General features: G+C 62.4%; 16 protein-coding genes and 1 pseudogene. 10 read left to right on the top strand and 7 right to left on the bottom strand.

The genetic code is table 11. The features are described from left to right. Both ACZYOF_RS05385 and sdhA read right to left on the bottom strand, forming a co-directional pair. Window positions 1–111 (bottom strand): annotated as a pseudogene (locus tag ACZYOF_RS05385) (4'-phosphopantetheinyl transferase superfamily protein); the annotation flags it as partial. Between the two features lie 768 nt (window positions 112–879). Then, on the bottom strand, window positions 880–2,676 hold the full coding sequence (gene sdhA / locus ACZYOF_RS05380; protein ID WP_463715112.1) for a succinate dehydrogenase flavoprotein subunit: 1,797 nt from the start codon (window positions 2,674–2,676) through the stop codon (window positions 880–882). 357 nt (window positions 2,677–3,033) lie between these two features. Here sdhA and ACZYOF_RS05375 point away from each other — a divergent pair, with 357 nt between their 5' ends. The 10 genes from ACZYOF_RS05375 to ACZYOF_RS05330 all read left to right on the top strand — a co-directional run bounded on the left by ACZYOF_RS05375 (window position 3,034) and on the right by ACZYOF_RS05330 (window position 16,908). Beyond that, window positions 3,034–3,975: an alpha/beta fold hydrolase gene (locus ACZYOF_RS05375; protein WP_463715061.1), complete on the top strand. Its 942-nt coding sequence runs from the start codon at window positions 3,034–3,036 to the stop codon at window positions 3,973–3,975. A gap of 152 nt (window positions 3,976–4,127) precedes the next feature. After that, the gene (locus ACZYOF_RS05370) at window positions 4,128–5,051 is read left to right on the top strand and encodes a LysR substrate-binding domain-containing protein (RefSeq protein ID WP_463715060.1); all 924 of its coding nucleotides are present in this window, start codon (window positions 4,128–4,130) and stop codon (window positions 5,049–5,051) included. A gap of 68 nt (window positions 5,052–5,119) precedes the next feature. Beyond that, window positions 5,120–6,397: a 4-aminobutyrate--2-oxoglutarate transaminase gene (gabT, locus tag ACZYOF_RS05365; RefSeq protein ID WP_130579797.1), complete on the top strand. Its 1,278-nt coding sequence runs from the start codon at window positions 5,120–5,122 to the stop codon at window positions 6,395–6,397. A gap of 76 nt (window positions 6,398–6,473) precedes the next feature. Next, window positions 6,474–7,769 carry an ArgE/DapE family deacylase gene (locus tag ACZYOF_RS05360; RefSeq protein ID WP_130579798.1) on the top strand — a complete coding sequence of 432 codons (1,296 nt, stop codon included), beginning with the start codon at window positions 6,474–6,476 and terminating at the stop codon, window positions 7,767–7,769. A 75-nt stretch (window positions 7,770–7,844) separates the two neighbouring features. After that, the gene (locus ACZYOF_RS05355; RefSeq protein WP_463715059.1) at window positions 7,845–9,434 is read left to right on the top strand and encodes an ABC transporter substrate-binding protein; all 1,590 of its coding nucleotides are present in this window, start codon (window positions 7,845–7,847) and stop codon (window positions 9,432–9,434) included. Beyond that, on the top strand, window positions 9,431–10,453 hold the full coding sequence (locus tag ACZYOF_RS05350; RefSeq protein ID WP_463715058.1) for an ABC transporter permease: 1,023 nt from the start codon (window positions 9,431–9,433) through the stop codon (window positions 10,451–10,453). Before ACZYOF_RS05355 ends, ACZYOF_RS05350 begins: the two co-directional genes overlap by 4 nt. After that, window positions 10,450–11,301 (top strand): ABC transporter permease, encoded by an 852-nt coding sequence (locus ACZYOF_RS05345; RefSeq protein WP_463715057.1) that lies wholly within the window; start codon window positions 10,450–10,452, stop codon window positions 11,299–11,301. Before ACZYOF_RS05350 ends, ACZYOF_RS05345 begins: the two co-directional genes overlap by 4 nt. Continuing rightward, window positions 11,298–12,953: an ABC transporter ATP-binding protein gene (locus ACZYOF_RS05340; protein WP_463715056.1), complete on the top strand. Its 1,656-nt coding sequence runs from the start codon at window positions 11,298–11,300 to the stop codon at window positions 12,951–12,953. The genes ACZYOF_RS05345 and ACZYOF_RS05340 overlap by 4 nt, the downstream gene beginning before the upstream one ends. Window positions 12,954–12,987: 34 nt before the next feature. Continuing rightward, on the top strand, window positions 12,988–14,547 hold the full coding sequence (locus ACZYOF_RS05335) for an acetolactate synthase large subunit (protein ID WP_463715055.1): 1,560 nt from the start codon (window positions 12,988–12,990) through the stop codon (window positions 14,545–14,547). Between the two features lie 36 nt (window positions 14,548–14,583). Then, the gene (locus ACZYOF_RS05330) at window positions 14,584–16,908 is read left to right on the top strand and encodes a molybdopterin guanine dinucleotide-containing S/N-oxide reductase (protein ID WP_463715054.1); all 2,325 of its coding nucleotides are present in this window, start codon (window positions 14,584–14,586) and stop codon (window positions 16,906–16,908) included. A 30-nt stretch (window positions 16,909–16,938) separates the two neighbouring features. Here ACZYOF_RS05330 and ACZYOF_RS05325 read toward each other — a convergent pair whose 3' ends face one another. From ACZYOF_RS05325 to ACZYOF_RS05305, 5 genes are all read right to left on the bottom strand, one after another. Next, window positions 16,939–17,649: an ABC transporter ATP-binding protein gene (locus ACZYOF_RS05325; protein ID WP_130579805.1), complete on the bottom strand. Its 711-nt coding sequence runs from the start codon at window positions 17,647–17,649 to the stop codon at window positions 16,939–16,941. Then, the gene (locus tag ACZYOF_RS05320; protein ID WP_130579806.1) at window positions 17,646–18,398 is read right to left on the bottom strand and encodes an ABC transporter ATP-binding protein; all 753 of its coding nucleotides are present in this window, start codon (window positions 18,396–18,398) and stop codon (window positions 17,646–17,648) included. The genes ACZYOF_RS05325 and ACZYOF_RS05320 overlap by 4 nt, the downstream gene beginning before the upstream one ends. Further along, window positions 18,395–19,231 carry a branched-chain amino acid ABC transporter permease gene (locus tag ACZYOF_RS05315; protein ID WP_130579807.1) on the bottom strand — a complete coding sequence of 279 codons (837 nt, stop codon included), beginning with the start codon at window positions 19,229–19,231 and terminating at the stop codon, window positions 18,395–18,397. The genes ACZYOF_RS05320 and ACZYOF_RS05315 overlap by 4 nt, the downstream gene beginning before the upstream one ends. Then, window positions 19,231–20,109 (bottom strand): branched-chain amino acid ABC transporter permease, encoded by an 879-nt coding sequence (locus ACZYOF_RS05310; protein WP_282528432.1) that lies wholly within the window; start codon window positions 20,107–20,109, stop codon window positions 19,231–19,233. Before ACZYOF_RS05310 ends, ACZYOF_RS05315 begins: the two co-directional genes overlap by 1 nt. 72 nt (window positions 20,110–20,181) lie before the next feature. After that, the gene (locus ACZYOF_RS05305) at window positions 20,182–21,405 is read right to left on the bottom strand and encodes an ABC transporter substrate-binding protein (RefSeq protein ID WP_463715053.1); all 1,224 of its coding nucleotides are present in this window, start codon (window positions 21,403–21,405) and stop codon (window positions 20,182–20,184) included. Window positions 21,406–21,538: the final 133 nt, after the last annotated feature.

The following is a 21,538-nucleotide window of genomic DNA, read 5'->3' as shown; positions in this document are numbered from 1 at the left end:
CAGCAATGCCTCCTTGAGGGTCCAATAGCGGAGAAACAATCGGGACCGGGATATCTCCGACGCTTTCCGCAGAGCAGCTTGTTCTTCGGCGGCCAGGAACAGCTCGCTCATGGAATCCAGATGATCCACTTCGCGTAGGGGTTCGACGTCGACCCCGATGGGCAGGCGTGCTGTTGCGACGGCAACGGCGCCCCTGGCATGACTGAGGCTGAAGTCGATTTCCTGCGGATCGATGAGAAGGACCGGCTTGCCATTCGCCGACGGTGCAAACCGCAGGGCATTGGGCGGTCGGCCTACTATATGTCCAAGGATCAGACGTGCTCCGGCGTGGGCGGCCAGATAACTGCGCCGATCCTCATGATGCCGGAGTCGCGCCAAGTGGTTCGTTTCCTGCACGTCAAGCAGCGCGGCACTTTGCTCAAGAAGAAGCGCGGTAGGGCCGGGCGTGGCGCCTTCCTCCGGCGGGGAGACTGCGGCCAGCCAGAACGCGATCTCTCGGGGTGTCGGTCCTCTGACCGGCGCCGGCAGGTTCGGATGGGGCAACCATCGCAGGCGCAACTCATCGTCTTCTGGCGTGACTCGCTTGACAGCGATTGCCCAGGCGACCGCCGTTGTTGCCTGCAACGCGGTAAGCGATGAGGCGAAGCCTTCCTGTCCGGTGTAGACAGCGTTTTTCATGCAAGGTTGATCAATCTGAAAGCGGCTCTGTTCGATGCTCTCAGCCAATTGGCTACGGCAAGCGGCGATTCGAAAGCAATATCGATTAGAATCCATCCGACGACCTACAATGGAGTCGAAGCTTCCTTGTATTGTCGGTAACATCGGCCACCGGTTTTCTTGAACTGAGCGACATATCCAGCATTGAGCGGTACCCCTCGATTAGTACACGCGCTCTTTTGGCGGGATTGACTGGACCTCGTTTGAGAGGGGCTGCAAATGCACTGGTCTGTAGTCGAGGCGCGCACGGCCATCATCGTCGAGCCAGCACAGGGTGTGTTTCAGCCAGTTTTCGTCATCGCGTTTGGGGAAGTCTTCCCGCGCATGGGCGCCGCGGCTTTCCTTGCGACCGATCGCTGAATGAAGGCTGACGCTCGCCTGCGCAAGCATGTTGTCCAGTTCGAGTGTTTCGGCCAGATCGGTGTTGAATATCATCGTGTGATCGGTCACTCCAACGTCATTCCGCATCGTGGCGATCACGTCGTTAAGCTTTGCCAGTCCTTTGTCCAGCAGAGCGCCAGTACGGAACACGGCGCAGTGGCGTTGCATGGTCTGTTGCATGGCCAGCCTGATGTCGCCGGCGACAGTCTTGCCTTTGGCCCACCTGATGCGATCGAGACGCGCGATGGCACGATCGGTCGCCTCGTCGGGCGCTGGTGCGTGGCTCTCTTGCGGACGCAAGGTCTCTATCACGCGGTGAGCCGCTGCCCGTCCAAACACGATGATGTCGAGAAGCGAATTGGAGCCAAGGCGGTTCGCGCCATGCACCGAAACGCAAGCCGCTTCCCCGATCGCCATCAGTCCTGGAACGACTGTTTCCGGATCGCCGTGGCGAGACGTGACGGCTTCGCCATGCAGATTGGTCGGAACTCCGCCCATGTTGTAATGGACGGTGGGCAGCACCGGAATTGGCTGGCGTGTGACGTCGACGCCTGCGAAGATTTTCGCGGTCTCGCTGATACCCGGCAGGCGCGTGTGCAGGAGCTCCGGGTCGAGGTGCTCCAGATGTAGTTCGATATAGTCCTTGCGCGGACCGCAGCCGCGCCCTTCGTTGATCTCAATCGTCATGGCGCGGCATACGACGTCGCGTCCGGCTAGATCCTTTGCGCTTGGTGCGTAACGCTCCATGAAGCGCTCGCCTTCGGAGTTGGTGAGATAGCCACCTTCTCCGCGCGCCCCTTCCGTGATCAGGCAACCAGAGCCGTAGATGCCACTCGGGTGAAACTGTGTGAACTCCATGTCCTCGAGCGGCAATCCGGCCCTCAGCGCCATTGCGTTGCCGTCGCCGGTAGAGGTATGTGCGGCGGTGCAGGAGAAGTAGACGCGGCCGTAACCACCAGTCGCCAGCACAGTGCGGTGAGCATTGAAGCGGTGGATGGTCCCATCTTCCATGTTCCACGCCAACAGGCCACGACAGGCGCCGTCATCATCCATCAGCAGGTCCAACGCGAAATACTCGATGAAAAACTCCGTGCTGTGAGTCAGGCACTGCTGATAGAGCGTGTGCAGGATGGCATGGCCCGTCCGATCGGCCGCCGCACAGGTGCGCTGGGCCATCTTCTTTCCGTACTCGATGGTCTGGCCGCCAAAGGGACGTTGATAGATCCGACCATCCGCGGTGCGGGAGAAGGGCACGCCATAGTGCTCCAGTTCCAGCACCGCGGGCACGGCTTCGCGGCACATGTATTCGATCGCGTCCTGATCACCGAGCCAGTCGGAGCCCTTGACCGTGTCGTACATGTGAAAGCGCCAATCGTCGCCATCGCCCATGTTTCCAAGCGATGCCGCCATGCCGCCCTGTGCGGCGACGGTGTGGCTGCGCGTCGGAAAGACCTTTGTGACGCAGGCCGTCTTGAGGCCTGACGATGCCATTCCCAGTGCCGCGCGCAGTCCGGCGCCTCCGGCACCGACGATCACCACATCATAATTGTGGTCGATGATTTCGTACGCCTTAGCCATCCTGCTGTTCTCCCAAGTTTGCGAACTGGTCTTTCTGAGTTCAGCGGTATTCATCGGATCGGCGAACAAAAGGCTTATCGATCCCCGACCGTTCTAGCGACACAACTCAATATGGCATCGAGCAGGCCAAATTCCATCGGCATGGCTGTGACCATGCCCATCGCTTCGCGGCGAGATTCCGATATCGTCAAATGAGATGATACGTATCTCATTATTTGAATTTTCAGGACGGAGATCGAACCTATATCTTCCTGCATAAGATATTCATGGGATCCCGATGGCAAACGTCGTCGCGTGTCTTGTCTCTTCGCGGGTTTCGGTCGCACGTCGGCCAATCGCATTGCCGGAGGTGAGGATATGAAGCTCCCAACCGTTCTATCGGCCGTCGCCGCGCTAGCCGTTGGTCATGGCGCCCGGGCCGCAGCCTTGCCATCGACCTCGGCCACGATCACTTATCATCGCACGCAGGTGGATGGCGTCGGCATCTTCTATCGTGAAGCGGGGCCGAGCGACGCGCCGACGATTGTGCTGTTGCACGGCTTTCCGTCCTCCTCGCGGATGTTCGATGCTTTGCTTCCGCTTCTTGCCACGCGCTATCACCTGATCGCACCTGATTATCCGGGGTTTGGCCAGAGCGAGGCTCCGCCGCCCTCACGTTACGCTTACACGTTCGACCATCTCGCCCAGACCACGAACGCCTTGCTCGAGCAGCTCAAGATCAGCCGCTACGTCCTGTACCTGCAGGACTATGGCGGTCCGGTTGGCTACCGCATCATGGTGGCTCATCCCGAGCGGGTGCGCGCGCTTGTGATCCAGAATGCGAACGCCTACAGGGAAGGGCTCGGCGCCAAATGGACCGGCATTGCGCAATACTGGGCCGATCGTGATGCCCACCCGGAGCAGGTCGATGCTTTCACCTCGCTCGAAGGCGCCAAGGTCCGTCACATTGGCAACAGCCCCAATATCGAGCGCTACAATCCCGATACATGGACCGACGAATATGCGTTCCTGTCCCGACCTGGGCAGCGAGAAATCCAGGCGGACCTCCTTTACGACTACCGCACGAACGTGGCCTCTTACCCCGCATGGCAAGCGTTTCTGCGCGAGCACAAGCCGCCGACGCTCATCGTGTGGGGACGCTATGATCCATCCTTCATTGCACCGGGCGCGGAGGCGTTCAGGCGCGACCTGCCGGATGCGGAGATTCATCTGCTCGACGCCGGTCACTTCGCGCTAGACGAGAAGGTCGACGACATAGCACGTCTGATGATCGACTTCCTGTCGAAGCAGCCCGAATAGGCCTAAAGCGAACGACACGGGGAGAGAATGTGTCGATGGCCCTTGTGTAGGAGCGAACAGGGCACCCGACGATGTGTCTGTTCTAATTGAAGAAAATATTTAGGTGAGGCATAACCCTCGGCGATTGAAGCGCTGATTGTCTCCACACCCCTATGACCAGGCCCCGGGTTCCATCCCTTGTTGCGTTGAGAGCTTTTGAAGCTGTTGGCCGCACCGGCAGCATGCGTGCCGCTGGCGATGAGCTGGCGGTGAGCCATACCGTCGTTTCGCGTCACATCCAGAACCTCCAGGAAAGCCTCGGCGTCACGCTCGTCCGGGCCCAGGGGCGTGGCGTCATGCTCACCGAACGAGGTTCGTTTCTCTATGAGCAATTGTCGCAAGCGTTTGAGATCATCGCGCGCGCTACGGTTGCGGTGCGTCCTCCGTCGCGAACCACCCTTAACATCTGGTGTATTCCCGGCATCGCCAACCGTCGTTTGCTGCAGAGGCTTCCCGAACTGACGGGCCCACCAAACCGATGGGAAGTCAACCTGCAGCCAACATTATCGCACCCCGATCTCTCGCGTGGTGAGGCGGATGCCGAGATCGTCTATGCCGATGTGATCACCACGCATCTCGATCTCGCGTCCGAGCCTTTGATCCGGCCGAGGGTCTTCCCGGTGGCCAGCCCGAGCTATCTGGCGCGTCATCCCGCCATCACGAGCCTGACGGATTTGGCGTCGATCGCGTTGATCCACGAAGAATCGACGGAGCAGTGGGAGCGCTGGTTTCGGCTGGCCGGGTTGGTCGATTTGCCGCAGCTCGGCGGCCAGCGCCTTTGGCACGCCCACCTCGCCATCGAGGCGGCGCGGCTGGGGCAGGGCGTGGCGATCGCCAATGACGTCCTTGTCGAGGACGACCTTCGCACCGACGCATTGGTCGAACTCCTCTCCACCTCCGTCTATATGGGAACGTACCAATTGGTCGCTTTGAAAGAGCGCTGGCGCGACCCGGCGATTGTTGCACTGCGGAATTGGCTACAAAATGTGCTGGCCAGCGCACCGAACGGTCCGACCGGTGCATGTGAGTCACCATAGCGCGATAATAAAACTGGTTGTTCGTTCAATCGCGCCGACTACGGTCCCCTCAACTTGGGGAAGTAAGAATGGCGCTAAACTCCGAACTGATGTCACGCAGACAATCTGCGGTGGTCCGTGGTGTTGGTCATGCCACACCGGTTTTCGCTGAGCGGGCACTCAACAGCGAGCTTTGGGACGTCGAGGGGCGACGTTACGTTGATTTTGCCGGTGGCATTGCGGTTCTCAACACCGGTCATCGCCATCCGCGGGTGATCAAGGCGGTTCGCGATCAGTTGGATCGCTTTACGCACACCTGTTTCCAGGTCGCCCCCTATGACTCCTATGTTGAACTCGCCGAGCGTCTCAATGCGCTGGCGCCGATCAGCGGGCCGCTGAAGTCGATACTGCTCACGACCGGCGCCGAGGCTACCGAGAATGCGGTCAAGATCGCTCGTGCGGCAACCGGCCGCACTGGTGTTATCGCGTTCACGGGGGGCTTCCACGGGCGCACCGCTTTTGCGTCGGTGATGACGGGGAAAGTCGTCCCCTACAAGAAGGGTGTTGTTTCCCCTCTGCCCGGCGTGTGGCATGTGCCATTTCCGATCAGTGGCAGCGAAATTAGTGTCGACGACGCGCTGCGCTATATCGGTTTCATTTTCAAGGCCGATATCGATGCATCCCAGGTGGCGGCGATCATCATCGAGCCGGTGCAAGGCGAAGGCGGTTTCCACCAGGCTCCCCCCGAACTCATGCGCGGGCTGCGCCGCATTTGCGACGAGAATGGGATCGTGCTGATCGCGGACGAAGTTCAGACCGGATTCGGTCGGACTGGAAAAATGTTCGCGATGGAGCACTACGACGTCAAGCCGGACCTCATCTGTGTCGCGAAAAGCCTTGCCGGTGGCTTGCCGCTATCGGGCGTGATCGGACGTGCCGCGATCATGGATGCGGCGGAGCCGGGTGGCCTCGGAGGCACATATGCAGGCCATCCGCTGGCATGCGCGGCGGCGCTTGCGGTCCTCGATGTGTTCGAGCAAGAGAACCTTCTTGCGCGCGCCAATGAGATCGGCGCGCGCTTGCGCGATGCGATCGATCGTTTCGCGCAGGCCAATCATCTGCTGCCGATTTCCCGGGCTCGCGGATTGGGCGCGATGATCGCCTTTGATGTGCTCAAGCAACGGGGGAGCAACGAGCCGGACGCTGAAGCCACCAGTCAGGTCACCAGACTCGCGCACCAGAACGGCCTGATCCTGCTGTCCTGCGGCACGACTGCGAACACGATTCGGATCTTGGTCCCGCTCACGGCGTCGGACGAGATCGTGGACGAGGGACTTTCGATCCTCGAATCCTGCCTCGTCGCCTGAACTCCACGACCGGCGAAAATCGACCAGACCAACAATGGGCATTCGGTGAAATGACCCTTGCGCACAGGAGACGACCTTGGAAACTGAGCTGACCAAGACCAACAGTCTTGCCGAAGAATTGCGGGCTGCTGTCGATCGCAACTTTGACGACCAGGTCGCCTTCCTCGAGCGTCTGGTGCAATTCCGCAGTCTGCGCGGCCAGGAGGCTCCGCTCCAAGCCTGGATGGCCGAGCGCCTAGCCGAGCGCGGCTACAAGGTCGATGCCTTCAGTCTCGCCGATGTCGACCTGATGAGCCATCCGAAGGCGGCCCCGATGGACGGGATCGATCTTGCCGGCTCGAGGCAAGTCGTGGCGACCCATGACGGCGACGGGAAGGGACGTAGCCTGATCATGCAGGGCCACATCGACGTGGTGCCGGAAGGCCCGCTCGATTTCTGGGATTTTCCGCCGTTTGACGGTGTGGTGCGCGACGGCTGGATGCACGGCCGCGGCGCTCAGGACATGAAGGCCGGCGTCTCGGCGATGATCTACGCGCTCGATGCGATCCGGGCCGCGGGCTATGCGCCGCAGGGCCGCATCCACCTGCAGACCGTCACCGAGGAAGAAAGCACCGGCAACGGCGCACTGTCGACGTTGATGCGCGGCTATCGCGCCGACGCGTGCCTGATTCCCGAGCCGATCGGCCACAAGCTCTTGCGCGCGCAGGTCGGCGCGATCTGGTTCAGGGTGCGGGTGCGGGGCACGCCGGCACATGTCGCCTATTCAGAGAATGGCACCAGCGCCATTTTGTCCGGCATGCACGTGATCCGTGCGTTCCAGGACTACACCAAGCGGCTCAACGAACAGGCCGTGGATCATCCATGGTTCAAGACGGTCAAATCGCCGATCAAGTTCAATGTCGGCATCATCAAGGGCGGCGACTGGGCGAGCTCGACGGCGGCCTGGTGCGAGTTCGATTGCCGGCTCGGCCTGCTTCCGGGGACGACGCCGCAGGAGGCGATGCGTGGCATTGAGAAGTGCCTCGCCGACGCACAGGCCACCGACAGCTTCCTGTCGAGCAATCCGGCTGAACTGATCTGGAGCGGTTTCCAGGCTGATCCGTCGGTCTTGGAGCCTGGAAGCGAAGCCGAGCAGGTGCTCGCCTCGGTGCATCAAGTGGTTTTCAACGAGCCGATGCAATTGCAGATCGGCACCGCCGTTACCGATACGCGCTACTACAAAGTGGATTATGGAATTCCGGCGCTGTGCTACGGCCATTTCGGCATCGGGCCGCATGCGTTCAATGAACGCGTCGATCTCGAAAGCGTCCGCAAGATCACACTGAGCATCGCGCTCTTCGTCGCCAACTGGTGCGGGTTGAAGAAGCTGTGATGGTCGCCGCCGCATCTGCGGCCGGCGCGTCTCATCCAGAGAGCCATGTAAACAGGAAGGGGGGATGTCATGGGAATGAATAGACGTGAATTCGGCAAGTTGGGACTGGTCGCAGGAATGGCCAGCGTTGCGGGAATCCCGCTCGGCTTGCACCGTGCCGCGGGGCAGACGCGCGGCGGCACGCTCAGCACGATTATCCATCCGGAGCCGGCCATGCTGGTCTCCGCGATCAGTCAGCTCCAGCCGACGCTGACGGTCGGCGGCAAGATCTACGAGAGCTTGCTGCGCTACGATTTTGACCTGAAGCCGATCCCGGGATTGGCGCAGTCCTGGAGCGTCTCGCCCGACGGGTTGACCTATACGTTCAAGCTGTTCCCGAACATCACCTTCCACGACGGCAAGCCGCTGACGGCCGACGACGTAATCTTCTCGATGACCAAGATCCTGCCCGAGACCCACGCGCGGGCCCGGCCGATCTTCACCCGCATCGAGAGCACGGAAGCTCCCGATCCGCTGACGGTCGTGTTCAAGCTCAAGTCGCCGTTTTCCCCGTTCCTGGGAGCGTTCGATTGCACCACGGCGCCGATCTTGCCGAAGCACATCTACGAAGGCACCGACTTCAAGACCAACCCCGCGAACGACAAGGCAATCGGTTGCGGTCCATTCAAGCTGAAGGAATGGGTGCGGGGGTCGCACATTCACCTGGTCAAGCATGAGGGCTATTACCGCGCCGGTGAACCTCATATCGACGAGATCATCTACCGGGTCATTCCGGACGCAGCGGCGCGTTCGGTCGCGCTCGAGCAGGGAACCGTCAAGCTGACGCAGTGGAGCGACATCGAGCAGTACGACGTCGCTCGCCTTACGAAGCTGCCCCATCTCGACATGACGACGAAGGGATATGAATACTTCGCGCCGCATCTGTGGCTCGAACTGAACAACCGGATTGCGCCGATGAACGACAAGCGCTTCCGTCAGGCGGTGATGTACGCGATCGACCGGAAAGCCCTGCTCCAGCGTGTCTACTTCGGTCTGGGCAAGATTGCGACCGGTCCGATCTCGTCGAAGACCCGCTTCTACGAGAAGAACGTAAAGCAGTACGAATACTCGCCGGACAAGGCAAAGGCTCTTCTCGACGAGATGGGATTGAAGCCGGGCGCGGACGGCAAGCGGATCACCGTTCCGTTCCTGGTCACGCCATCGGGCGAACTCTATCGTCGTGTCGCTGAGTTCTTGCGCCAGTCGCTGCTGCGAGTCGGCATCGACATCCAGTTTGAAGGTACCGATGTCGCGGGCTGGATCCAGAAGGTCAGCAACTGGGAGTACTCGATGACGACGAATCTCGTCTATCAGCTCGGGGATCCCGCCATCGGCGTGTCACGAACCTACATTTCGTCGAACATCCGCAAAGGCATCATGTTTTCCAACACGGCCGGATATGCCAATCCGGAAGCCGATCGCCTTTTCGAGGAAGCGGCGACCGCCACGTCGGACGAGAAGCGGCAAGAGCTCTATAGCGCGGTGCAGAAGATCGTGGTCGAAGATGTGCCGATCGTATGGCTGTTGGAACAGGACTTTCCGACGTTCACCGACAAGAAGCTCAAGAATGTGACGACGAGTGCCATCGGCGTTCACGAGACCTTCGGCGCGGTCCGGTTCGAATGAGCGTTGTCGCCATCACCAAGTACGGAGGCCGCTTGTCGGCCTACGTGCTGGGCATCGCTTACGGAGCGGTGAAGATCATCGGCGTGATCCTGGTCATCGCGACCTTCAACTTTATTCTCGTTCACGCGGCGCCGGGCGACCCGGCGCAGGTGATCGCAGGACAAAGCGGTGCCGCCGACGAAACATTGCTCCGCCAGATAAGATCGGCCTACGGCCTGGATCAGCCGTACCTGGTGCAATTGGCGACTTCACTGAAGAAAACGCTGACGCTTGATCTCGGCTATTCCTATCGGCAGCAGCGGACAGTGTTGTCGCTGCTGCTCGAGCGGCTGCCCGCGACCCTGCTGCTCACCGGCACGGCGTTCATTTTGTCTCTCGTCTTCGGTACAGCGCTCGGGACCATCGCCGGCACGCGCGCGGGAAAATGGTCCGACACGTTCTTTACCATTGTTTCGCTGCTGCTCTATGCCTTGCCGGTGTTCTGGCTCGGCCTGATGCTCGTGCTGCTGTTTTCCGTGCAGCTCAATTGGCTTCCGCCATTCGGCTACGTGACGGTCGGCGTCGAGATGACGACGTGGCAGCGGATCGCGGACATCGCCTGGCACATGGTCCTGCCGACCTTGTCGCTGGCCGCTGTCTATCTCGCGATCTACGCCCGGCTGATGCGTTCCTCGATTATCGAGGTCAAACAGCAGGATTTCATCAAGACGGCGCGCGCCAAGGGCGTGACCGAGTCCCGGATCGTGATGCACCATCTGCTTCGCAACGCGATCCTGCCCGTTATCACCGTTGCCGGAATGCAGGCCGGCGGCGTGGTTGGCGGCGCGGTTGTCGTCGAGACAGTGTTCGCCTGGCCCGGCTTGGGACGGCTGATCTATGACGCCGTGCTGCAGCGCGACTATCCGGTCATGCAGGGCATCTTCCTCGTTATGTCGGTTGTGGTTATCGGGCTGAACCTGCTCACCGAAGCGGTCTATCGCATGGTCGATCCGCGCATCTCGGTACGGAGCGCGACGTGAGGCGAGCCCTGAAGACTCTGACATCCTTTTTTCGACATCCGGCCGGCGTCATCGGACTGGTTATCCTGACCGGAGTCGTCGTGCTGGCCATCGCGGCGCCGACCCTGTTTCCTGTCGATCCCTGGGACATGGTGGCCGCGCCGTTCCAGCCGCCGTTCGATGGCGACACGTGGCTCGGCTCCGACATGCTCGGTCGCGACGTCGCCGCCTGCATTGCCTATGGCGCGCGGGTTTCGCTCCTCATTGGCGTGTCGTCGACGCTTGCGGCGCTCGCGGTCGGCGTCACTGTAGGGGCCGTTGCCGGCTATTTCGGCGGCCGCGTCGACGAAATTCTGATGCGCTTCGTCGAATTGTTCCAGACCATTCCTGGCTTCATTCTTGCCATCCTGCTGGTGGCGACGCTCGGGCCTTCACTGAACAACGTGATCCTCGCGATCGGTGCTGTGAGCTGGCCTCAGCTTGCGCGGCTCACCCGTGCCGAGTTTCTGCGGCTGCGGAGCAGGGAGTTCGTGCAGGCGGCGGTCTGTCAAGGACAGCCGCCGATGTCGGTGGTGTTGCGTCACATTTTGCCGAACGCCGTGTCGCCGATCATCGTGACCGGCTCGCTGATGATCGCCAGCTCGATCCTGATCGAAAGCGCGCTGAGCTTCATGGGGCTCGGTGACCCCAATCTGATGTCCTGGGGATTCATGATCGGCGCGTCCCGGTCGGTGATGCGCCAGGCTTGGTGGATGAGCGTGTTCCCCGGGATAGCCATTTTCCTCACCGTGCTGGCGATCAACCTCGTTGGCGAAGGACTGAACGATACCCTGAACCCGAGACTGTCGCGGAAGGCGCGAGGTGCATGACGGACGAACCGCTGCTTGCAATCGAAAATCTGTCCGTTGCCTTGCCCACGGGTGGCGACCGGCAGTTCGCGGTGGAGAACGTCTCGCTTGCCGTACGTCGCAACGAGATCGTTTGCCTGGTCGGCGAATCCGGTTCGGGTAAGTCGATCACCGCGCACGCCGTGCTCCGGTTGCTGCCGCCGGCTCTTCACGTCGCCGCGGGCGCCATCCGTTTCAATGATACGGACCTCGCGACGGCGAATGAAGGGGCAATGCGGGCGCTGCGGGGCGGCCCGATATCGATGATCTTCCAGGAGCCGCTCAGCGCGCTCAATCCGCTGACGCGCGTCGGTCAGCAGATCGCGGAAGCCATCATCACCCACGCTGGCGCGAAGCTGCCCCGTTCCGAGGTGGACGCGCGAGTCATCGAATTGATCGCGGCAGTCGGCTTGCCTGATCCACCGGCGCTCGCTCGCAGCTATCCATTCCAGCTCTCCGGCGGTCAGCGCCAACGCATCATGATCGCGATCGCAATGGCCAACGAGCCGGCGCTGCTGCTCGCCGACGAGCCGACGACCGCACTTGACGTCACCACGCAAAAGCAAATCCTTGGCTTGATCCGGAAGTTGCAGGCCGAGCGGGGAATGGGCGTCCTGTTCATCACGCACGACTTCGGCGTCGTCGCCGACATCGCTGACCGCGTCGTCGTCATGCGCAACGGCTGTGTGGTCGAGCAGGGCACAGTCGACGAGGTCCTCCGCGCGCCGAAGAACGACTACACCAAGGCACTCATTGCGGCAGTACCGGGCGGCCGGCCCGCTACAAAGCACAGCCATGCGCTGGGCAGCGATCCGTTGGTGGAAGCCCGCGGTCTCAACAAGGTGTTCGCGACCCGGCAGGGCGCCTTCAGGCCGGTGCGACGGGTATCGGCCGTGCAGGACGTCGCTCTCACGCTGCGGCCACGCGAGACCGTCGCCGTCGTCGGGGAGTCCGGATCGGGAAAATCGACGCTCGCGCGCATAATCATGCGGCTGATCGAGCCCGATACCGGTTCGATCGATTTCGATGGGGTCGACTTTCTCAAATTGAAAGGCGCGCAGTTGCGTGCGACGCGCCGCAAGGTGCAGATCGTCTTTCAGGATCCCTTTGCGGCCCTCGATCCTCGACAAAAGGTTGGCGAGGCCATCGCGCGCGGACCGATGACCTATGGAACGCCGCCGGCCGAAGCCATTGCAGACGCAAAGCGACTGTTGGCACGAGTCGGGCTGAAAGAGAGCGCATATGAACGCTATCCTCATGAGTTCTCCGGAGGGCAACGCCAGCGCATTTGTATCGCGCGCGCGATCGCGTTGAAGCCGCTGGTGCTGGTCGCGGACGAGGCCGTTTCGGCGCTCGACGTTTCCGTGCAGCAGCACATCCTGGAATTGCTGGCCGAGCTGCGCGAGGAAATGAACCTGGCAATGCTGTTCATCACGCACGACCTGCGTGTCGCATCGGAGATCGCCGACAGGATCGTCGTCATGCGGCGCGGCGAAATCGTCGAGCAGGGTGAGACGCAATCGGTATTTGGCGCGCCGCAGCACGCGTACACCCGCGAGCTGCTCGAGGCCATCCCGGGGCGCTCGTTGTTCGGTCGGCCTCACGAACCGTCGGTCAACGTATGTTTCGCCTAGGCGCTCGCGAACGGGAAACACGGGGCGGAATGACATGAAGACTGGTGCGGATCATCTCTGCGACGCGCTGCTCGCGCTTGGCGTCGATACCTGCTTCGCCAATCCGGGCACGTCGGAGATGCACTTTGTCGCCGCGCTCGATCGTCGGCTGGACATGCGATGCGTGCTTGGGCTGTTCGAGGGCGTCGTCACCGGAGCTGCCGATGGCTACGGCCGGATGACGGACCGGCCCGCGGCCACGCTTTTGCACCTCGGGCCGGGCCTCGCGAACGGGCTCGCCAACCTCCACAACGCCAGGCGCGCCGGCACGCCGATCATCAACATCGTCGGCGAGCATTCGACCGCGCACCTTCCGCTCGACGCGCCGTTGACGAGCGACATCGAAACGCTCGCCCGGCCGATGTCCGCGTTCGTGCGCCGGATCGGCAGTGCCGCCTCGATCGAGCGGGATGTCACTGAGGCCTGGGACGCGAGCCTGGCGAACGGCATCGCGACGCTGATCTTGCCGGCGGATATGGCCTGGTCGGAACGGTCAGCCGGGGCTCCGCTCGCCAGGCGTTCGCCGCCGCCGAGGCGCGAAGTCGATCCGGATAAGTTCAAGACGGTCGTCGATCGGTTGCGCAGCGGTTGCAAGGCGGCGCTGATTCTGTCGGGGCAGGCGCTGCGTGCTGATGCGCTTGCCGATGCCGAGAGGATTTGCGCCAAGACGGGCGCGCGGTTGTTTGCGCAGGGCGTCAACGGGCGCATCGAGCGCGGGCGCGGTCGGGCACCGATCGAGAAGATATCCTTTGCCTGGGAGCCGGGTCGCGCCGCATTGGCGGGCCTCGACATGGTCGTGTTGATCGGTGCCAAGGAGCCGGTCACATTCTTTGGCTACCCAACACAGTCGGGTCGTCTCGCGCCTGAGGGGTGCAGCGTGGTCGAACTCGGCGGGCTCGGTCACGATCTGAAGGGAATTCTCGCCCATCTTGCGGAAGCTGTCGGCGCCAAGTCGGCAGCAGGTTTGCAGACAAGTCACCGGCCGCCAGCCGAGATGTCGCTCCAAGCCGACGGTCCCCTGACCGCCGAAATGATCAATCGCGTGGTCGCTGCGAAGCTGCCGGAGAACGCGATCGTGTGCGACGAGGCGATCACTTCCGCCGGCTTCTACGAGCTGTCCTACAATGCGCCGGCACACGATTATCTGCAGATCACGGGCGGTGCCATCGGGATCGGAGTGCCGATGGCGACGGGGGCCGCGATCGCCTGTCCCGGGCGCAAGGTCGTGTCGCTTCAGGCTGATGGCAGCGGCCTCTACACGCTTCAGGGGCTCTGGACGCAAGCGCGCGAGAAGCTCGATATCGTGACCATCATCTTTGCCAACCGTGGCTACGCAATCCTCCACGGCGAAATGCGCAAGGTTGGTGTCGCCAGCCCCGGCCAAAATGCCCGCCGCATGCTCGACATCGAGGATCCCGAGATCGATTGGGTCAAGCTTGCGGGTGGCATGGGCGTAGCAGCGGAACGCGTGACGACCGTCCAGCGTTTCACAGAAGTGTTCGATGCCGCGCTTCGGCAGCGCGGGCCGTTCGTCATCGAGGCGTCGTTGCCGTAACTTCCGAGAGGCGACATTCCATAGACGGGCAACCGCATGACACATTCCAACGCGACCGATCGTGACGGGGCCTTTGCGACGCACAGCGCGCATTGGGGAGCGTTTTCGGCGCGCTGGGACGGTCAGGATGTCTCGATCCTGCCCTACGCCGGCGATCCGGCGCCATCGCCGATCCTCGCCAATTTCAAAGGTGCCCTGCGCCACAAGGCGCGTATCCTCAAGCCGATGGTCCGCCGCAACTGGCTCGAGCATGGGCCTGGCCCGCAGCGGCGCGAAATCGGCGATGATTTTGTCGAATGCGGATGGGACACCGCGCTCGATCTGCTCGCCGGTGAACTCGCGCGCGTTCGCGACAATTTCGGCTCGCGGGCAATCTATGGAGGCTCGTACGGCTGGGCCAGCGCGGGACGTTTTCATCATGCGCAGAGCCAGATCCACCGCTTTCTCAATTTGGTTTGCGGCGGCTATGTGCGTTCGGTCAACAGCTACAGCGCGGGGGCCTCGTCAGTGATTCTGCCGCATGTGATGGGGCCGTTCGAGGCGCTTTCGCGGCGTAATGTCACCTGGGACCAAGTGCGCACCCACACCGATGTCGTGCTCGCGTTCGGCGGCATGCCGATCAAGAACTCGATGATCGCCAGCGGCGGGCTGAGCCGTCATGTCGAGCCCGACGCCATGCGCGAGGCGGTCAAGCGAGGCACGCGGTTCATCTCGATCAGCCCATTGCGCGACGATTTCCCGGCTGAGGCCAAGGCCGAGTGGATTCCGATTCGTCCAGGCACCGACGTTGCCGTGATGCTCGCGATGGCGCACACCTTGCTCGCCGAAAATCTTTGTGACCGCGCGTTTGTCGACCGCTACACGACGGGCTTTGACGTGTTCGAGCGCTATCTTCGCGGCGAAGATGATAGTCAGCCCAAGCATGCCGATTGGGCAGCTGCGATCAGCGGAATTGCGGCCGACAGGATCAGGGATATCGCCCGCTTGCTCGTCCGGAATCGCAGCCTCATCGCCGTGGCCCACGCGTTGCAGCGCGCGCAGTATGGCGAGCAGCCGGTGTGGGCCGCCGCGGTACTTGCCGCAATGGTCGGTCAGGTCGGTCTGCCCGGCGGCGGCTACAATTATGCGCTCGGTGCGATGGGGCACACGGGCCGCCGCGTCAACGCCGTGCCAATTCCGACGATGCCGCAAGGCACCAATCCGGTTCGCGAATTCATTCCGGTGGCGCGGATTTCCGACATGCTGCTGGATCCGGGCGCGTCATTCGCCTATAACGGCCGCGAGCTGCAGTATCCCGACATCAAGCTCGTCTATTGGGCGGGTGGCAATCCGTTCCATCATCATCAGGACATTCATCGTCTGGGTCAGGCATTCGCGCGCCCTGACACGATCGTGGTCCATGAACTCGCCTGGACCGCGATGGCACGGTCCGCTGACATTGTGCTGCCTGCGACGATGACGCTGGAGCGCGACGATATCGGCGCGGCGGCGACCGATCCGCGATTGATCGCGATGCGCCAGGTCGCGCCGCCCATCGGTGAAGCGCGTGACGACTTCGCAATTCTCTGCGATCTCGCCGACCGGCTTGGCGCCGCAAGCGTCTTTGCCGAAGGACGCGATGCCGCGCAGTGGATGCGTCATCTCTATGAGCCGACGCGGTGCGCCTTGGCCGAGCGCGGCTGGGAGGCGCCTGATTTCGAGGAGTTCTGGGAACGTGGCGAATTGGCGCTTCCGTCGGAACCGGACGACGGAGGCATCTTGCGTCGCTTCCGAACGAAGCCAGAAGAGAATCCGCTGCCGACGCCCAGCGGCAAGATCGAGATATTCTCGGAGACGATTGCCGGCTACGGCTATGACGATTGCCCGGGCCATCCCACCTGGCTCGCCTCCACCGAGCAGCCGGACACGACGGCTCCATTGTGGCTGGTTGCCAATCAGCCGGCGACGCGGCTTCATGGCCAGCTCGATTTCGGTGGGTACAGCCAGTCCCGGAAGATCGAGGGCAGGGAAGTCGCGCGGATGCATCCGGACGATGCCGCGCCGCGCGGGATCGTCGACGGCGATGTCATCAGGATCTTCAACGCACGCGGCGCCTGCCTCGCGGCGGCGGAGGTGACCGACGACGTCATGCGGGGCATCGTCAATTTGCCGACTGGCGCCTGGTACGATCCCGCCCCGGGTGACACAGAGAATCCGCTTTGCCTCCATGGCAATCCCAATGTACTGACGCGCGACGTCGGCACGTCACGACTGGCTCAAGGCTGCTGCGGGCAAATCACGGTCGTCGATTGCGAGAAGTTCGTCGGAACGGCTCCGGCGGTCCGAGCCTATGAGCCGCCGATCCCCGTGAAATCTCTCTGAGCCATTCCGACGTCCCGCACTGGACGGAGCTCAACCGTGTCCTCCGAGAAAGGCGTCCGAGACAGCGGGATCTTCGATCAACTTCTGTGCCGGGCCCGATGTTACCACGCGGCCAGTCTCGAGCAGATACGCCCGATCCGCTACCTTCAAGGTTTGACGCGCCTTTTGCTCGACCAACAGCACGGACAATCCTTCGGCGCGGGTCTCGGCAATGACGCCAAAGAGGTAGGCCGTGGCCTGGGGAGCAAGGCCGAGCGATGGTTCATCCAGGAGCAGCAGGCGCGGTTTCGATAGCAGCGCGCGCGCCGTCGCCAGCAATTGCTGCTCGCCGCCGCTGAGCAGGCTCGCCGCGTTGTGACGCCGCTGGCCCAGGATCGGAAAGCGCTCCTGCATGCGCTTGAGGTCCGCAATCGCCTGGCTCTTGTCCGCGCGGGTGTAGATCCCCATCGCCAGATTTTCCTCGACCGTCATGCGTCCGAGAATGCCGCGCCCTTCGGGCACCAGCACGATGCCGCGGCGAACGTTGCGTTCGGCGTCATTCGGCCTGAGCTTTTGGTCTTTGTAGACGATCTCGCCCTGGAACGGTAAGAGGCCGGCGATCGCCCGGGCAATCGTGCTCTTGCCTGCGCCATTGGCGCCGAGCAACGCGACGATCTCGCCTTCGGCGACGTCGATGTCCACGCCGCGCACCGCGGTGATGGCGCCATACCGAACCTGCAATCCCCGAGCCGAGAGTATCATTCGTCCTTACCGAGATAGGCGTCGAGGACGCGAGGATTCGTCCGGACTTCGCTTGGCGCGCCTTCCGCGATCAGCACGCCGAAATCGAGCACATAGAGATAATCGCACAGCCGCATCACGAAGTTCATGTCGTGTTCGATGAGGAGGATCGTCAACCCAGTTGCGCGAAGCTTCAGCATCAGTTGCCGGACCTCTTCGGCCTCGTCATGGTTCATGCCGGCCACGGGTTCGTCGAGCAGCAACAGTTTTGGCCGCGCGGTGAGGGCACGCGCCATCTCCACCCGGCGCTGCATTCCATAAGGCAGCGATTTGGCGGGGCGGTCGCGCAAGTCCGTCAGGCCGAAGAACTCCATCACCTCGACCGCGCGCACCTGCGCGGCGGGGTCGCCCCAGCCGACCGGCAGCAATCGGCGCCACCAGGACTCGCGGTGCGGCTGCGCAACAAGCAGATGCTCCCAGACCGTCATGCTGGGAAAGAGGCGGATATTCTGGAAGGTTCGCGCAATGCCTTCGCGCGCGATTTGGTGGGGAGGCAGGCCGTTCAGCGCCGTGCCATTCAGGCGGACGACGCCGGAATCGGCGCGATAGGCCCCGGTGATGACGTTGAACAGCGTTGTCTTTCCGGCTCCGTTGGGACCGATGATGCCGACGATCTTGCCCTCAGGCACTCCGCTGGTCACGGCGGAAAGCGCGTGGATGCCGCCGAAGCTTTTGGTGACCTCGCTAAGTTGAAGAAGCGGCGCGCTCATGATGCCGCCTTCCTGAACGTGAGCCCACGCAGCAGCGTGCGGTCGACGATGCCCTGGCGACGCACCAGGAGCACCAGGATCAGCAGCGTGCCGAAGGCGGCGAGGCGCCAGTCGGCGATCGGCCGCAGGAATTCAGGCAGGAAGACCAGCAATATCGCGCCGATCAGCGAACCAAGCCCGAGCGTGGAGCCGCCGAGGATGGTCGCGAGCACGAAGTCGATCGAGCGCTCGAAGCCGAAATTGGCGGGTTCGATGTAGACGTGATGATGCGCGAACAGCCCTCCGGAGATCGCGGCAACAGCCGCGCCGATCCCGAATGCGCCCACCTTGATCGCCACGGTGTTTAGCCCGACCAGCCCCGCCGCGGTCTCGTCGTCGTGCACGGCCTGCATCTCGAGCCACACGCGCGAGCGCTCGACGAGGATCAGGACCACGAGGATCCCGCCGGCCCATGCCCAGATATACCCGACCGAAATGTGCGCCATGCCGTGAAAGCCGCCGGACCCGCCCATCGCAGGGAAGTTGATGAAGAAGCTGCGGATCATCTCACCGAAGCCGAGCGTGGCCATCGCAAGATAGATGCCCTTCAGTCGAAGCGCAGGGAAACCCACGATCACGCCGATGGTGCCAGCCGCGATCGCCGAGACGATCAGCGCCGGCGTGATCGGCATGCCGAGTTCGACCGTGAGGTAGGAACTCAGATAGGCCCCAATCGCCATGAAAGCCGCGTTGCCGAGCGACAATTGGCCGGTCGCGAGAATGATGTAAACGCTGAGCGCGCCGAGCAGCAGGATGCCGGCTTCAGCAAACAGGCTGGCATAATAGGTCGACATCACACGCGCTGGCCCTGGTCGGAACGCGCGCCGCCGAGCAGACCTTGTGGGCGCAGCAAGAGGATCAGAATCATGAAGCCGTACACGACGAAGTCGCGGACCTGCGAGCCGCCATAGGCCACCGTGAGCACCTCGACCACGCCGATCAGGGGGCCTGCGAGCAGCGCGCCCCAGATGTTGGTGGTGCCCCCGATGACCATCACGGCGACCGCCTTCAGCCCGATTTCGACGCCGAGATATGGCGTGATCGCGCCATAATGCAGCGCGATCAGGACGCCTGCAACGCCGGCGAGCGCGCCTGACAGCGCGAAGGCAAACAAGGTCAGCCGGTCCGCCGATACGCCGAGCAGGCGCGACACTTCGCGGTTTTCGGCGACCGCCCGCAGCGCACGGCCGATGGTCGTTCGCTGCACGGTGTAGGCGATCAGCGTCACCAGCACGATGGTGGCGCCGACGACGATCAACTGCATCTGGCCGATATTGACCGGGCCGAGTGTATACTGCCGCCCCAGATATTCGTCAGGCAGTTGCAACGGGTCGGAGCCCCAGAGATTTGTCGCGACGTTCTGCAGGATGATCGAGAAGCCGAGCGTGCTCAGCATCGGTGTGACAACAGGGGTGCCCCGCAGCGGCTGATAGCCAATCCTCTCGATCACCATGGCCGCAATGGCCGCGCCTGCCATGCCGCCGAGCACGGCGACAGGAAGGGGAAAGTTCGCGGCGATCAGCGTGAATCCGAAATAGCCGCCGATCATGAAGAGTTCGGCGATCGCCAGATTGAGGATGCCGAGAATTCCCATCACGATGGAGAACGACAGCGCCAGCAGCGTGTAGATCGCTCCGAGCGTGAGGCCGTTCACGAGTTGCTGCCACAGCATGAAGTTTTCAGTCGGTCGGATGTTAAAGAGAGTGGCCGGGCAGACCCGGCCACCGAATGGCTGCGGCGTCGATCAGCAGCCGGCGTGGTTGGGTGCGGAGCTGCAGCCGCGGACCTTGGTGTCCCAGGCGCCGTTCTGACCCTGCAGCACGTAGAACGCCTTGATCGCGTCGCCGTCGTCGTTGAAGCCGATCGGGCCGCCGAGACCCTGGAAGCCTTCCAGCTTGGCTAGATGGTCGCGGATCTTGGCGCGGTCGGCCTCGACGTCTGCAGGCTTGCCGGTCACGCCGGATTTCTTGATCGCATCGATATACATGCTGACGATCTCATAGATGTTGGCGTCATACATGCTGGGTTCGATCTCGGCCGGCAAACCGCTCTCCTTGCGCAGCAGCGGCTGCAAATTGGCGACGAACTTCTCGGCCGCTTCGCCTTTCATGGTGGCGAAGAAGGTTGCCGGCGCAATGATCGGAATTTCCAGCGCGGCCTTGAGGATCGCCGACGAAATAAGCTGGGTGGCGCCGACCACCGGCTTGATCAGGCCCTGGCGCTTCATCTCGCGCAGCACCGTGATGGCCTGGCTATAGTCCGCGCTGACGACCACACCGTCCGGGTTCAGCGACTTCAGCTTGGTGATCTGGGCGCTGACGTCGAGATCGCCGGTGTTGAAGGACAGCGGGTCGGATTCGTTGACGATGGCGATCTCGTTCGCCTTTAGCACGGCGGGCATGATCGCCTTGCCGACGGTCGCCGCGGTGGCATCCTTGGCATCGAAGATAATGCCGACGGTCTTGATGTTGAACGCCTTCTTGAAATACGGCACGGTCGTCTTGGCGAGCACGCCTTCATCGATCGTGTTGCGGAAGGCCCAGGGACGATTCAGCTTGGCCACTCCCGGTTTCGAGGAGGCCTGCGAGGTTGCGACCACCTTCATCTCATTGGCGACCGGAAACGTCACTTCGGCGGCGCTGCTGGTCAGCGGGCCTGCGACTGCGAGAACCTTTTCGTCGCCCGCCAGCTTGCGCAGCGAGCTCGCCGCCTGGGCTGGCTTGGCGCCGTCGTCGAGAATGGTGATCTTCAGCTTGGCGCCGTTGATGCCGCCGGCATCGTTGGTCTGCTTCTCCAGCATCCGCAGCGTGACGCTGTTGCTGCGGCCCCATTCGGCGAACGGGCCACTGCTCGGCACGATCGCGCCAAGCGCGATCTCCGGAGTTTGCGCCAACGCGCTGCCCACGCTCAGGGAGATCACGGCGAGGGTGCCTAGCAGCCGCGACGGGTTCAATATGACCTTCAACATCGACTTCTTTCCGTTGCTGTTAACCATGGCTGCCTACAGCAGCCGATCTCGGAACCCTGCAATGCACGCGGCGTGCCAGTGGCCCCGCGGCGTTCCCAATGCTCCAATAGATTTGGCTCTTTGACAAACGAAA

It is taken from the genome of Bradyrhizobium sp. LeoA1Lang, assembly GCF_055413685.1.
This window is presented reverse-complemented; position numbering and strand designations above follow the sequence as displayed.

Excerpts from the sequence above, each read along its gene's own strand:
- sdhA (WP_463715112.1), bottom strand. The coding sequence starts at position 2,676 with ATGGCTAAGGCGTACGAAATCATCGACCACAATTATGATGTGGTGATC.
- ACZYOF_RS05375 (WP_463715061.1), top strand. The coding sequence starts at position 3,034 with ATGAAGCTCCCAACCGTTCTATCGGCCGTCGCCGCGCTAGCCGTTGGT.
- ACZYOF_RS05370 (WP_463715060.1), top strand. The coding sequence starts at position 4,128 with ATGACCAGGCCCCGGGTTCCATCCCTTGTTGCGTTGAGAGCTTTTGAA.
- gabT (WP_130579797.1), top strand. The coding sequence starts at position 5,120 with ATGGCGCTAAACTCCGAACTGATGTCACGCAGACAATCTGCGGTGGTC.
- ACZYOF_RS05355 (WP_463715059.1), top strand. The coding sequence starts at position 7,845 with ATGAATAGACGTGAATTCGGCAAGTTGGGACTGGTCGCAGGAATGGCC.
- ACZYOF_RS05350 (WP_463715058.1), top strand. The coding sequence starts at position 9,431 with ATGAGCGTTGTCGCCATCACCAAGTACGGAGGCCGCTTGTCGGCCTAC.
- ACZYOF_RS05340 (WP_463715056.1), top strand. The coding sequence starts at position 11,298 with ATGACGGACGAACCGCTGCTTGCAATCGAAAATCTGTCCGTTGCCTTG.
- ACZYOF_RS05335 (WP_463715055.1), top strand. The coding sequence starts at position 12,988 with ATGAAGACTGGTGCGGATCATCTCTGCGACGCGCTGCTCGCGCTTGGC.
- ACZYOF_RS05330 (WP_463715054.1), top strand. The coding sequence starts at position 14,584 with ATGACACATTCCAACGCGACCGATCGTGACGGGGCCTTTGCGACGCAC.
- ACZYOF_RS05325 (WP_130579805.1), bottom strand. The coding sequence starts at position 17,649 with ATGATACTCTCGGCTCGGGGATTGCAGGTTCGGTATGGCGCCATCACC.
- ACZYOF_RS05320 (WP_130579806.1), bottom strand. The coding sequence starts at position 18,398 with ATGAGCGCGCCGCTTCTTCAACTTAGCGAGGTCACCAAAAGCTTCGGC.
- ACZYOF_RS05315 (WP_130579807.1), bottom strand. The coding sequence starts at position 19,231 with ATGTCGACCTATTATGCCAGCCTGTTTGCTGAAGCCGGCATCCTGCTG.
- ACZYOF_RS05310 (WP_282528432.1), bottom strand. The coding sequence starts at position 20,109 with ATGCTGTGGCAGCAACTCGTGAACGGCCTCACGCTCGGAGCGATCTAC.
- ACZYOF_RS05305 (WP_463715053.1), bottom strand. The coding sequence starts at position 21,405 with ATGTTGAAGGTCATATTGAACCCGTCGCGGCTGCTAGGCACCCTCGCC.